At 51.7% G+C, this 12,690-nt stretch carries 14 protein-coding genes; 4 read left to right on the top strand and 10 right to left on the bottom strand.

The genetic code is table 11. The features are described 5' to 3' along the window. Positions 1-422: 422 nt before the first annotated feature. Together H0248_RS01445 and gorA are read left to right on the top strand one after the other, a co-directional pair. Positions 423-1,265: a 23S rRNA (adenine(2030)-N(6))-methyltransferase RlmJ gene (locus tag H0248_RS01445; RefSeq protein ID WP_102118774.1), complete on the top strand. Its 843-nt coding sequence runs from the start codon at positions 423-425 to the stop codon at positions 1,263-1,265. Between the two features lie 128 nt (positions 1,266-1,393). After that, complete coding sequence (gorA, locus tag H0248_RS01440; protein WP_180784399.1) at positions 1,394-2,746, top strand: glutathione-disulfide reductase; 1,353 nt, start codon at positions 1,394-1,396, stop codon at positions 2,744-2,746. A 102-nt stretch (positions 2,747-2,848) separates the two neighbouring features. On the opposite strand, the gene H0248_RS01435 is transcribed toward gorA, so the two are convergent. Then, positions 2,849-3,136: a type II toxin-antitoxin system RelE family toxin gene (locus H0248_RS01435; protein WP_039284929.1), complete on the bottom strand. Its 288-nt coding sequence runs from the start codon at positions 3,134-3,136 to the stop codon at positions 2,849-2,851. Further along, positions 3,133-3,384, bottom strand: coding sequence for a type II toxin-antitoxin system Phd/YefM family antitoxin (locus tag H0248_RS01430; protein ID WP_010281712.1), 252 nt, complete (start codon positions 3,382-3,384; stop codon positions 3,133-3,135). Before H0248_RS01430 ends, H0248_RS01435 begins: the two co-directional genes overlap by 4 nt. Before the next feature lie 244 nt (positions 3,385-3,628). Here H0248_RS01430 and H0248_RS01425 point away from each other — a divergent pair, with 244 nt between their 5' ends. Next, entirely contained in the window at positions 3,629-4,534 is a 906-nt protein-coding gene (locus tag H0248_RS01425; RefSeq protein WP_180784398.1) for a siderophore-interacting protein, read from the top strand. 33 nt (positions 4,535-4,567) lie between these two features. Here the strand turns inward: H0248_RS01425 and dsbG are convergent, their stop codons facing one another. From dsbG to H0248_RS01400, 5 genes are all read right to left on the bottom strand, one after another. After that, positions 4,568-5,323, bottom strand: a complete 756-nt coding sequence (gene dsbG, locus H0248_RS01420; RefSeq protein WP_180784397.1) for a thiol:disulfide interchange protein DsbG — start codon at positions 5,321-5,323, stop codon at positions 4,568-4,570. Between the two features lie 109 nt (positions 5,324-5,432). Continuing rightward, on the bottom strand, positions 5,433-6,473 hold the full coding sequence (locus H0248_RS01415) for a type II toxin-antitoxin system HipA family toxin (protein ID WP_180784396.1): 1,041 nt from the start codon (positions 6,471-6,473) through the stop codon (positions 5,433-5,435). Then, entirely contained in the window at positions 6,470-6,784 is a 315-nt protein-coding gene (locus H0248_RS01410; protein ID WP_039279922.1) for a HipA N-terminal domain-containing protein, read from the bottom strand. Before H0248_RS01410 ends, H0248_RS01415 begins: the two co-directional genes overlap by 4 nt. Beyond that, positions 6,769-7,095: a helix-turn-helix domain-containing protein gene (locus H0248_RS01405; RefSeq protein ID WP_180784395.1), complete on the bottom strand. Its 327-nt coding sequence runs from the start codon at positions 7,093-7,095 to the stop codon at positions 6,769-6,771. Before H0248_RS01405 ends, H0248_RS01410 begins: the two co-directional genes overlap by 16 nt. Positions 7,096-7,257: 162 nt before the next feature. After that, the gene (locus H0248_RS01400; protein ID WP_180784394.1) at positions 7,258-8,130 is read right to left on the bottom strand and encodes a LysR family transcriptional regulator; all 873 of its coding nucleotides are present in this window, start codon (positions 8,128-8,130) and stop codon (positions 7,258-7,260) included. A 102-nt stretch (positions 8,131-8,232) separates the two neighbouring features. On the opposite strand from H0248_RS01400, the gene H0248_RS01395 reads away from it, so the two are divergent. Continuing rightward, the gene (locus H0248_RS01395) at positions 8,233-8,742 is read left to right on the top strand and encodes a phenolic acid decarboxylase (protein WP_219608906.1); all 510 of its coding nucleotides are present in this window, start codon (positions 8,233-8,235) and stop codon (positions 8,740-8,742) included. A gap of 169 nt (positions 8,743-8,911) precedes the next feature. Here the strand turns inward: H0248_RS01395 and H0248_RS01390 are convergent, their stop codons facing one another. The 3 genes from H0248_RS01390 to H0248_RS01380 form a co-directional block, all read right to left on the bottom strand. Then, positions 8,912-10,381, bottom strand: a complete 1,470-nt coding sequence (locus H0248_RS01390) for an ATP-binding protein (protein WP_180784393.1) — start codon at positions 10,379-10,381, stop codon at positions 8,912-8,914. Between the two features lie 139 nt (positions 10,382-10,520). Further along, positions 10,521-11,654, bottom strand: coding sequence for an alkylhydroperoxidase domain protein (locus H0248_RS01385; RefSeq protein WP_180784392.1), 1,134 nt, complete (start codon positions 11,652-11,654; stop codon positions 10,521-10,523). Next, positions 11,651-12,685 carry a putative FMN-dependent luciferase-like monooxygenase gene (locus tag H0248_RS01380; RefSeq protein ID WP_180784391.1) on the bottom strand — a complete coding sequence of 345 codons (1,035 nt, stop codon included), beginning with the start codon at positions 12,683-12,685 and terminating at the stop codon, positions 11,651-11,653. The genes H0248_RS01385 and H0248_RS01380 overlap by 4 nt, the downstream gene beginning before the upstream one ends. Between the last annotated feature and the right edge of the window lie 5 nt (positions 12,686-12,690).

The raw sequence follows: 12,690 nt of genomic DNA, 5'->3' as shown, positions 1-12,690 counted from the left end.
AAAAAGAGGTATATTATTGCCCTGCTCGCCGAACGGGCTATTGATCTGCGCCTGATGGGCACTCTGGGAATCGGTAGTGCACGCGGAATGGTTAATAAGGAAGAACAGCATGACGCACCCGCAAGACGCTTCTTTGGCGATTGATTGGTCTCGATCTGGGCACGACGAACAGCCTGATTAGCGTTTGACAACATGGCGAGGCCCGCCTGATACCAAATGCGCTGAATGATAACTTCACGCCCTCGGCCGTCAGTATTGATGAAAAACGGCCATGTTTCTCAATTTACTGATTTAAGAGATAAAAATGGCTGGTTTGCGGGGCGGCTCGCAGAGGGGAGCGTTTGACGGGATATTTTCCGTCGCAGGCGGTTATACTGTCGGTTAATCGACGTTATTTATGAAAACTTCACCGGAAAGCAAGCATGCTAAGTTACCGCCACAGTTTCCATGCCGGCAATCACGCCGACGTGCTGAAACACACCGTTCAGAGCCTGATCATCACTGCCCTGAAAGAGAAAGAAAAACCTTTCCTGTATCTCGATACTCATGCGGGTGCTGGCCGCTATCAGCTCAGCGGCGAACACGCCGAGCGCACGGGGGAGTATCTGGATGGCATCGCGAAAATCTGGCAGCGTGATGATATTCCGGCTGAACTCGAACCTTACATGCAGGCCGTGCACACCTATAACCACAATGGGCGGCTGCGCTATTACCCCGGCTCCCCGCTGATTGCCCGCCAACTGCTGCGCGAACAGGACAAGCTCCACCTGACCGAACTTCACCCCAGCGATTTCCCGCTGCTGCGCAATGAATTCCAGAAGGATTCGCGCACCAAAGTGCTGCGTGACGATGGCTATCAGCAGTTGAAATCACAACTGCCGCCGCTTTCCCGTCGGGGATTTGTGCTGATCGATCCACCTTATGAGCTGAAAACGGACTATCAGGCCGTGGTGAAAGGCATTCAGGAAGGGCATAAACGCTTTGGCACAGGCGTATTTGCGCTGTGGTATCCGGTGGTGCTGCGTCAGCACATCAAACGCATGCTGAAAGAGCTTGAAGCTACGGGCATTCGCAACATTCTGCAAATTGAGCTGGCGGTGCTGCCGGACAGCGATCGCTACGGCATGACGGCGTCTGGCATGATTGTGATTAACCCGCCGTGGAAGCTGGCATCTCAGATGAAGAGCGTGCTGCCGTGGCTGCATAGCGTACTGGTACCAGAAGGCACCGGACATACGCTGGTGGAGCAAATCGTACCGGAGTAATGCGCCCCGTTGCGGTGGGTGACCCGGTTGATTTTTCTTATCGCAACCATAGGCATAACCTTTATTCAGCGTATGGCTCTGGCGTTACACTCTAGGCAAATTTTATTCACTTAAGCATGGATACACTGATGACCAAACACTATGACTACCTTGCTATTGGCGGCGGCAGCGGCGGTATCGCGTCTATTAACCGCGCGGCGATGTATGGACAAAAATGTGCGTTGATCGAAGCAAAATATCTGGGTGGCACCTGCGTCAACGTCGGCTGTGTGCCGAAGAAAGTGATGTGGCATGCGGCGCAGATTGCCGAAGCGATCCATCAGTACGGGCCGGATTACGGGTTCGATACCACGGTAAACCAGTTTAACTGGGGCACGCTGGTTAAGAACCGTAGCGCCTATATCGATCGTATCCACCAGTCGTACGATAACGTGCTGGGTAAGAATAAAGTCGATGTCATCCACGGTTTTGCCCGCTTTGTCGATGCGCACACGGTGGAAGTGAACGGCGAGAAAATTACGGCTGACCATATCCTGATCGCGACCGGCGGTCGTCCGGTTCACCCTGCTATTCCCGGTGCGGAATACGGTATCGATTCCGACGGCTTCTTTGAGCTGGATGCGTTGCCGAAGCGTACGGCTATCGTCGGTGCAGGCTATATCGCGGTAGAGATTGCCGGCGTGCTAAACGGACTGGGTTCTGAAACTCACCTGTTTGTGCGTAAACACGCACCGCTGCGCAGCTTCGATCCGCTGATTGTCGACACGCTGGTGGAAGTGATGAACACCGAAGGGCCGACGCTGCATACCGAAGCGATCCCGAAAGCGATTGTGAAGAATGCCGATGGCAGCCTGACGCTGGAGTTGGAAAACGGTCAGTCACAAACTGTTGATTGCCTGATTTGGGCGATTGGTCGTGAACCCGCGACGGATAACCTGAACCTGAGCGTCACTGGTGTAGAGCTGAACGACAAAGGCTACATCAACGTCGATAAATTCCAGAATACCAACGTCCCCGGTATTTACGCCGTAGGCGATAACACCGGTGCCGTCGAGCTCACGCCGGTTGCCGTGGCGGCGGGGCGCCGTTTGTCCGAACGTCTGTTTAACAACAAGCCGGACGAGCATCTGGACTACAGCAATATTCCAACCGTCGTCTTCAGCCACCCGCCGATTGGCACCGTTGGGCTGACCGAGCCGCAGGCGCGTGAGCAGTACGGCGACGATCAGGTGAAAGTGTATAAATCTGCCTTCACCGCGATGTACACCGCCGTCACACAGCACCGTCAGCCGTGCCGTATGAAGCTGGTCTGCGTGGGCAAAGAAGAAAAAATCGTCGGCATCCACGGCATTGGTTTTGGTATGGACGAAATGCTGCAAGGCTTCGCGGTCGCCGTCAAAATGGGCGCGACCAAAAAAGACTTCGACAACACCGTCGCCATCCACCCGACCGCGTCGGAAGAGTTTGTGACGATGCGTTGATGGTGTAGGGAAGCGGGTTTTACTGCTTTTCTGAAAACGAAAATGTGCTGGTTGAATAGTGAACTATTTGGCCAGCATTTTTTTATGTTCAGGTTAATGCGGTTATCTCATTCGCTCACTCGCCAGATGATAAACGCCACTGCGCTCACGTTTACCTACCGCCACTACGGCGATAATCAAGATGTCGTCAATGACTTCATAAACCAAACGAAAGCCTGATGCTCGGAGCTTTATTTTGTAGCAGTCCTTCATCCCCCGTAACTTTGCCGATGGAATATGGGGATTTTCACAGCATTTTTTTAGTTTTTTGGCAAATTGCTGCTGGATGGTTTTATCGAGTTTGAGCCATTCTTTCAGCGCATCTTCCCTGAATTTGACGCTATAGCTCATAAGAAACTATCCAAATCCACGTCAACCAGTGGCTGGTTTTTGCGTTCACCGATTAGCTTAACCAGTTCCTGGTCGTCCAGCGCATCCAGCATTTTTTCGTAGAGATCCGCAGGAATGCAATAAAACGCAGGCTGGTTGCGGTTCAAAATAGCGACAGGTAGACCATCGCCAGCATTGACCGTCGCCATCGGGTTTTTTTTCAGTTCACTGACACTGGCACTGGTATCACTCAAGATAATATTCGGCATGACAGACCTTTAATGACCGGTTAATAGGTCTTTAAAATAAACAATCGAAGACCTGTTAACAAGTCTTTTTATGCCCGATCAGTATGGCCTCCGGCCTACGCAATGAAGAAAATGCTGCTTTTATCACGACATTCATCTGAATGGTGATAATGATTATCGTTAGTGTTTTGTTTATGGTAAGTTGCGGTGAATGGGGTTTATCCCGTGAACTGATTTTCCTTACAAAACATACGGTTTTCTCACTATGTCTTTAGCTACCCGCACAACGTCTTCCGCCTATCGGCTGTTCAACTTACGCTTAGAGAGTAAGACGTTACTCTCACCTTCATTCGCTCGCTGTGTGTTCACTGGCCCGGAAGTGCGCCAGATGAAACTGGATGCACCGGATCAGCGCATCAAGCTGCTGTTCGCCAGTGAAAGCGGGGAGCTGACGCCGATGGCCGTGAGCGATACCTGGTATCAGGACTATCTGGCGCTGCCGCGTGAGCGTCGTCCGATTTTGCGCACCTATACGCTGCGTTCCGTTTCACGCGAGTCACAGCAGGCAACGATCGATTTTGTGCTGCACGGTGATACCGGGCCTGCTTCAAGCTGGGCGGGCCACGCTAAGCCGGGCGATGCGCTACAGATTGTCGCGCCTAATGCAGAGGCTGATGGCGACAGCGGTGGCTATGAATGGGCACCGCATGAGGGCGTTGAGCAGGTGCTGCTGATTGCAGATGAAACGGCGCTGCCAGCGGCAATGGGAATTCTTGAACAGCTGGCTACCCAGCCTTCTCCGCTGTCGGTGCAGGCTTTTTTTGAAGTGCCGAAAGTGGCTGACTGCGTGACAGCAGGCGACTTCCCGTTTGCGCAGATTCACTGGCTGCCGCGTGAGGAAACGGGCAGCGCAGTATGGGGCGAACGCCTGCTGGCTGCGGTGCAGCAGGACGTGAAGATTCCCGCCAGCGCCTGTACTAACCGTGATGAGAGCGCACAGGAAACGCCGGAAGACGAGCTACTGTGGGAACGGGCAACGGCACATCGCCCGTTTTACGCCTGGGCGGCGGGAGAGTCTTCCGCCATCAAACGGCTGCGCCGCTATCTGCTCGACGAGCGGCACCTCGATAAAGAGACGATCAACTTTATGGCGTATTGGTCGCATCGCTAAGAGAAACGTCAGGAGGGAGATTCCCTCCTGTGCCTATTTCCCCATCATCTCCGCCAGCTGCTGTGCATCCGGCAGCCCGACGACCTGCTGTAGCTCATTCTTATCATTCAGGTAATAGATGGCGGGCGTGACGTTTGCGCCCAGTTCATCCATTAGCCGCTGATTATGCTGAATGTTATTCCAGATATTGCGTGATGAGTCCTTGGGGAACGGGGGCACCGTTTTGCCGTTCGACAGTTCATATTCATGCCAGGCTTTAGCCGGATCGCTGGTGGCAAGAATCGCGGCGGCATAACGCCCACTTTCCGGTTTGATGACGCCGACCAGCAGCGTTTGCAGTTGGACTTTTCCTGCTTTTACCCACGGCTGTGCCTGCTGCCAGAACTGTTTGCAGTACGGGCAAAACGGGTCGGCAAAGACGATGATTTTACGCGGTGCATCCTTCGCCCCTTCGGTAATAAACGACGCCTGCTGTAATTTCTGCCACATCTCCCGACCGGCAGGCACATACACTTCCTGCTGAATTAGCGATTCACTCAGGTTGTTGCCGTGTTCGTCATACATATAGCCCGAAATGGCATGCTTACCGTCCGGCGTTAAGTAGATGGTCACCCCTACGCCCTGATAACTACCCAGCCAGCCTTGCACGCCGCCGGGGGCAGTGAACGGTTTGATGATCGTAATACCTTGTTTTTCGATGCTCTTCACCGCCTCTGGCAGAGCATCTTGCGCCAGGGAAGGCGCGGAAAGCGTCAATAAAGCGAGCGTGAGGAAGACACGTTTTATCATGGTGTTGCACCTGTTTTGTGAGTCATTGCCTGCCGGATAGCGTAGCGGAAGGTCTGCGCCACTGCACCGATATCCGCAGTGACGAAGCAAGACGTTTGATTCTGAAGCACTAAATCCGTTCTGCATCGAGAATGCTCATAAGATTCAGGCGGTGTCGATAGCACCGCAGCGTTGTCTCAATAGCATCCGTAGGCATAAAGGAATCCCGATAGGTTGTTTCAACGCATTCAGCTTCTTTGAGGAAGTCTGCCAATAGCTTTTTGGTCAGGTTTTCACTCAGCCCGATACGCTGTCCGAACAGAATGAAATCCATACCAAGATATTCTCCGTATGCGGTTTCAAATCCTGGCGCGAGTGCCTCATCCCCCTCTTCTTGAATCAGAAGAGGTAGCGCCATGAAGCAGGAAGAAAAATAGGTGGAATAGGGGGCGACGGAAACAAAGTCATAAATAGGGGCCAGCATTAATTGGCCTGAGCGCGAATGCATCAGCCCAAAATTACGCAGGTGCATGTCGTTGTTACCCAACATGTAGGCGTAAGCGATGCGTCGAAACAGATCTATTTTGAAGACGATATTGTCATTAACGTGTTTGCTAAGGAATAAAGCCAGCCGCTCATAACTGACGTATTGTCTGCCATCTGTCTGTGTTTTACCGAATTTTTCACCGATCCCCATTGCACCGTCCAACTGTTCCTGATGGATAGGGTGACCCGTTTTTTCGTCGCGGTCGAAGCGCTTAATAACGAACGCGAACTCAGGTTCGTCATCCGCCTGTTCCGGTTTAAAACGGAGTAACCCGTGTGGTGGAACGGCAAATCCCAGACGTGCCATTAGCGTCATCGTGGCATGTTCATTTTCTGCCAAATGGGGAAATTCAATCGGAGAGGGTTTGAGGATGTATAGCCCTTGATGATCAACGACGGTAAACGTCCTGTCTTCTAATACCAACTGAATTTTGGGCTGATAGCCAGAGATACTCATGCCTTTCTGTGCTTGTGGCAGGTCGTGCATAAATTGCTGGCGGGTGAAACGTAAGTCTGGGGAAGTGTGCATTTTCCCCGCCAGATGCTTCAACCCTTTACGGCTATAGCCTGTGGCAATTTCTTCTTCGTGTGTCAGCGGTGTCAGCAAAATTCGACATCTTGTCATGCCTTATCCTCCGCGATCAGTTGCACGGCACCAATCAGGTTCTTACCGTTTTGAATGAGGATGCCAAATAAATCCTTCTCATCCAGATGCTGAAGCTGGCTGTACTGCCGCCGGAGCCAGCCTTCGGGAGCTAACGAGGCAAAATAAGGCGGTAATGTCCTGCTGCGAAATGTTCCGGTCTGTATCGGTAGGCTTAGTGATAATGGCGGGCCGATGTAGGACTTTTTATATTCAAACAAATAGCCTTTATCGTCCTGACTTAGCTGGCCGATGTGGACACCGTAAAGATAGACCTTTACTTGACGGCGCATAGTTTTATCCCTAACGCGGAACAGACGCTATAAACCGTGGAAAATTTCACCTGAGCGGGATCGTTGAATAAGCGCTTTAAGGTGGAGATCGATACACCAGTCTGTAATTCCAGCGTAGCGAGTTCTATGCCCAATGCCTTACGCCGCATATTTAGCTGAACGCCAAATACATCCAGCGAATGAATGTGGTCTTCCAGCACAACCTCTTTGCTGGCGGCATCACTACGCGCGAGTTCGTGCCGGAGTTCGTCGATAGCTTCGCTAATGGCGTCGAGCTTTAGTAATGTTGGTGCAGTGGCAGGAGTGTTCATAAATGGACTCTACCTTCTAAATATAACCGATTATCGGTTAAGTATAGCCCTTAAGTTTTCTTAATATCCATATGTAAGACTTCTTGTTAGTTTTTACTTAATTTAGTTCATTTATGAGCTAAAAGGTGTTTGATCGCTTAATCACTTAATAATCCTCATACCTCAGAGCCTGCCGAAGAGTAGCGCGATGAGCGTGAGGATCGCTTTACTGAGCGGCTGCCCTTTCTCTTCCGCTAACAGATAGAGTGGGGTGGTGCGCCTTTCCCCCTGTTGCAACGGTAATATTTGCAATTCGCCCCGCGTAATGTGTTCTGCAATTCGTGCTTCCGGCAGCCAGCCGTAGCCCACCTGATGCAAAACGGCCTGCGTAGCGGCTTCAAACGTGGTGAATGTCCAACTCTCGGCGGAGGAAGGCTGCGTATGCGGCGCTGTGCGCGTCACGATCTCTACGCAAGGGTAGTGAGACAGTGCCTCGTGGCTTAACGGCGTGGGGAGTGCGAAAAGCGGATGGTGGCAGTGGGCAACAGCGACAAAATCAACGTTCATCAGCCATTGCCCAGCGAGGCCGTCGAGCTCACGTTGTGTGATGACGTAAATGTCCGCATCGCGTGCCTTCAACTGTTCCGGCGTTTCATTGCGCAGCACTTCGGTCAAGTGGATACGTGTGGCCGGATGCTGTTTTTGAAAGGTGCTGAGCAGGTGAAATAGGCGATCTTTGGGGAAGGTGCTGTCAACCACCAGGTTGATGCTGGACTGCTCACCCATTTTCAGGGAATGGGCACGGGCCTCCAACGCATGAAACGAACGTATTACGGGCCGCACCTGCGCGAGTAGATTTTCGCCTTCTGGCGTGAGCTCGGCTTTGCGTCCGTGGATCGTGAGTAGCGCGATGCCCAATCGCTCTTGCAGCATAGCAAGCTGGTAGCTGACCGAAGACTGACTGCGATGAAGCGCATTTGCCGCCTGTGTATAGCCGCCCAAATCAATAACTGCCTGAAGGATTTCCCACTGTTCCAGTGTCGTCTTTGCCAGCATCTTTGATATATCTAAATATTGAATTATTTTTCCTGAAAAATAGCGTTATTCATCGAATTAATAAAGCTCTAAAGTGAATTCACACACTTCAGGAGAACGATAATGCCTTCATTCAATCAACACGATCTGAGCCATTTTGTAGGGAAACACCTGGTATATATCTATGATAATGGCTGGAATTACGAGCTGTATGTCAAAAATGCCAACACCATAGACTACCGCATTCATAGCGGTATCGTGGGTAATCGTTGGGTTAAGGATCAGCAGGTGTATATCGTGCAGGTCGCCCGCGAGGTATATAAGATTTCATGGACAGAACCGACGGGAACAGACGTCAGCCTGATTGCGAATATTGCCGATAAGATTTTCCACGGCACCATCTTCTTCCCGCGTTGGATCATCAATAATCCTGAAAAAACAGTATGCTTCCAGAACGAACACATTGCTGAAATGGAAGCCTATCGCGATGCGGGCCCTGCGTACCCTACCGAAGTTATCGATGAATTCGCCACTATTACGTTCATCCGCGACTGTGGTGAAAACAACAACGAGGTCATCAACTGTCCTGCCAGCGAATTGCCTGCGGATTTCCCTGCTTACCTGAAAAAATAAAGACCGAAGGGCGACACGCAGCCGTGCCGCCTGATTCTCTATTTCGGAATTTTAGTGGAGAGTTATTTTCATGAGTCAAGCAAGGAGATAATTTAATTATTTGATATATAGGTTTTTTTTGTTTTTATTGTCGACATTCATCATATGAGTCAAGCAACGGTCAAGCAAATTACGCCCAATGGGGAATGTAACGCATTGCTTTAGTTCCAGCATCTGGGTCATAGGGGCGCACTAAACCGACGTTAACAGTATCTTTAATCACTCTACTGACCATGGCGCTGTTTTTAACGTCAATCCCTAAGCGTTCTCTTAGCGACGTATTGTTCATATGTTCCCGATTAACGTAGCGCAGGCAGCAGTGTAGATAGCATGCTCTTACCCTGTCGCCTTTATCCATTTCCGAAAACTCTTTGTGACTAAAGAGTACTGCCCGCGTGTGTCTCTCTGTGACTTCAAAGATGGGCGCAGGTAGTTGGTAGAATTCAGTTTCAAAAACCACTTTATCCACGCCAGTTCCACGTTCTTCACAAATATTAATTCGTCTCATAAACGATGCTAGAGCTTCATTTCGACTTTGTGGTGGTGAGTCAATAAATCGGTCAATATCAACTAGCGGAATTCCTGGATTAGTTATTTCCATACGGGATTCGAAAATCTCGATCATGGGGCCTGTCCCAGTAATGGATAGATCTTGGTGAATAATGGCATTCGCCACGAGTTCTCGAATAGCCAATTCAGGGTACATTGGCACTTCCTTGCGAAAAGCTTTACCGATCTCTTCGTTAGCAGGTAATAGTGTTTTGATATAATCAATTAGGTTCTCGAATCCGACGGCGTAACCTTTGCTGCCTGGAATTTCTCGAATAGTTTTTATTCGGCTATTACCACTATACAAAATCAATCGAACGGCTTTACGACCCAAATGCTGAAAACTTTGTAACTTGCGTGCAAATAAAATCGCACCTAAATTGGTAATGTTCCAACGCCCTCCGGGAGCTTCATGGATCAGTTGATCGGCACTGAGAGCTGACAAGATCCCTGCTTTATTATCCGGTAAAGGCAAATTTATAAGATCGAAATATGTTGGATAATCTAGTAATGACAAGACGTCTTCAGCACTACTATTTTCTGTAGCAAGTAGACGTTCAAATGGGGTTTTATCGAAAGCTCGCCAAAGGGCGCGTTCTTTTTCTGGTAGTTCTCTTAGCTTTTTCTTATAAGAGCCAACCCGGATGTATTCTGTCCCATCGAAGAGTACAGGGGTATGGCTTGCGGCTTGAATCTCTAAAATAACTACGGGTAATTCTTCCTTATCCGTAGTGAATTCATAGAATCTGAAATGAATTTTCGGCGTGATTTTTTGTAGTAACCAGTTTTCAATTTCCTGCTGCTTATGTTTTTGCGTTGATGGACGAAAATGAGTACCAATAACATCATGAGAATCATCATCAAGTCCATACACTAGATAAGCGCTCTGTTTACCCAACAAAGCCGCAGAATTTGCTAGCGCAGATATGTATTCGCCAATTTTCTCCACGTCTGCATTATGTTTGAACTCTGCCCATTCAGTTTCCTTCGGTAAGCGACGTAACTCGTTAAGTAAGCTCTGTAAGTTCTCTTGAGACAATTCAACGGGCATGCTACCTCCATTTGGAATGGTATGATTCTGATAGTGTACTGGTAACTAAGCCTATCAAACAGTACGAATGTCATCAGGATCAGAATTCATTCCGAATGAGAGCGGTCTGTTCAAGATAGTGAAACAGACCGCTCGGGTATTAATGCTCCGGCCAGAACGGTTCGCCTAGCGTGAGCATCAGTCGGTTGGCCCATGAGAAGAAGGCGGCCGACTGCACCACATCGACAATCTCTAGCGTATCCAATCCCTGTTCTTGCAACTGTTTCAGGTCGTTTGCGTTGACCTGCGCGGGCGTGGCGGAAAGGCGTGCCGAGAAATCGATAATCGCCTGCCAGCGCGGGCTGTGGCCGATGCTCAAATCCCCGCTGGGGACGACATCCAGCAGCCGCTGTACATCGCCGTCCTGCTTGGAGAGCTGGCTGGCTTTACGCGCGTGTACCGAGGCGCAGTAGATGCAGCCGTTGACCTTGCTGGTGACGGCGGCGATCAGTTCACGCTCCTTGCGCGGCAGGCCGCCAGTGGTATAGAAAATCCCTTTATCCGTCAGCGTGCGCTGTTCCAGCACCGGAAGGTTGCGGCCTAGTAAACGGAAATAATCGGAATCGGTGTGGCCGAAGCGCGCCAGAATCGCCTGCTCATCGGCATTGAACTCGGCCAGCGGTTTGGGGGCGATCCACGGTTCCCAGCCCAGTTCTGCCTGAGTAAACGCCTGCGGCGCAGACTTACCGCTGTGCGTCTGCGGTTGGGTATGCCACTGACCTGCGACAGCGGCCTGAGAATGCGGTTGGCTGACGCGATGACCGCTAATCAGGCGATAGCCGCGCAGCAACCGGCTTTGAAAATTCACAAATGCAATGAGCTGCGACAGCGTCACGATGTCGTCTACCGACCAGCCCGCCTGTTCCAGCGTGTTGACGTGGGACGCCGAGGCTTGCACAGGCGTTTTCGTCAGGCGTTCGGCATGGTCTAGCGCCAGCTGTAGCGCGGGTGTCAGTGCGGGATCCGGGAAATCTGCCAGCCGCTCGGCATAAAAATGCTGTAGCTGATCGTCCTGCTGCCAGCCGCTGATTTTGGTCGCAAACCAGAAGCGCAGCGATAACGGCAATGTCGCATCGTCTGCGGCGTCGGCGTTAAACAGCGCGTCGTAGCTGCCCTGAGTGTGGCGGGTTGCCGCATCACGGGTTTTTCTGGCGGCGGCGAGGGCGGAATCCGGGTTGATTTCAGCCAGCGCATCCAGTACGTCCTGAGTGTGTAACGTGTTAGCGTGCGTCATGCAATCTCCTGCCCGAGCGGGCTTTTCTGTTTGACGGCGGGTCTCCAGCCCAACGCGGGGGCCACCTGAGTGGCAATCAGCTCAAGCGAGCGCAGAATCAGCGCATGCGGCGGATCGATGGAATGCACCTGGAATGTCACATCGGTCGCACGCTCCAGCGAACTGTCTACCCGCAGTGACGCGATGACATCCTGCGCGGTGCCGACATGGCTATCGAAGGAGGCGATCAGCGCGTCTATCGAGTCGTGAGGGATTGCACGGAACGTACCTGAGCGGGCGGCGGAGCGATTAAGCCCTTTTTCTGCCAGACTCAGCGCCAATTGGCGATCGTCAGCCACGAAAACGCTGCGTGAACTGAGGATGCGTGGTGTGACGCCTGCGGGCAGTGCAGCCAGATAGGCGTCGATCATCGGGTTTTGCAGGTCAGCCAGTGTTGCATCTGGGAAGTGTTCCGGGCGTGGCTGGGTGCGAGAGAGCATCAGGCCATCGCCTGCTTTACCGGCTCGTTCCGCCCCCTCGATGGAAAACGTGGCCTGCCAGACGCGCTTATCCAAATGTGGGGCGGCAGGATAGAGCCGGTTACCGTCTTCGCTCAGGGCTTCTCCCCGCCACGCGGCGCGCAGTTTCTCCAGATAGCGTCCGAGGATCTGCCCGCGCTGCGCGCTGTCATGACCGAACGCGGCAAATGAGGACGATGTACCGCCAGAACCTACACCGACTTCCAGCCTGCCGTTGCTGAGTAAATCGAGCACGGCGGTATCTTCTGCCACACGCAGCGGCTCCTCCATCGGCAGCGTAATCACACCGGTACCGAGTTGGATGCGCTGAGTGCGGGCAGCAACCAGAGCCAGAAACACCAGCGGTGAAGGCAGCCCGCCTTCATCAGCGTGAAAGTGGTGCTGTGCGACCCAGGCGCTATCGAATCCTAATTGTTCGGCTTTGACGATCTGTTCCGTCGCCAGCCGATAGCGCTGCTGGGCGGAGACGTCATCCAGCAATCGCGTGAAAAATCCCAGCCGTTTCGTTGTCATTCTAC

Origin of the sequence: Pectobacterium brasiliense (genome assembly GCF_013449685.1) — a bacterium.
Classification (GTDB): Bacteria; Pseudomonadota; Gammaproteobacteria; order Enterobacterales; family Enterobacteriaceae; genus Pectobacterium; species Pectobacterium brasiliense_A.
The sequence above is the reverse complement of the archived record's forward strand: the minus strand, read 5'-3'. Positions and strand labels throughout refer to the sequence as shown.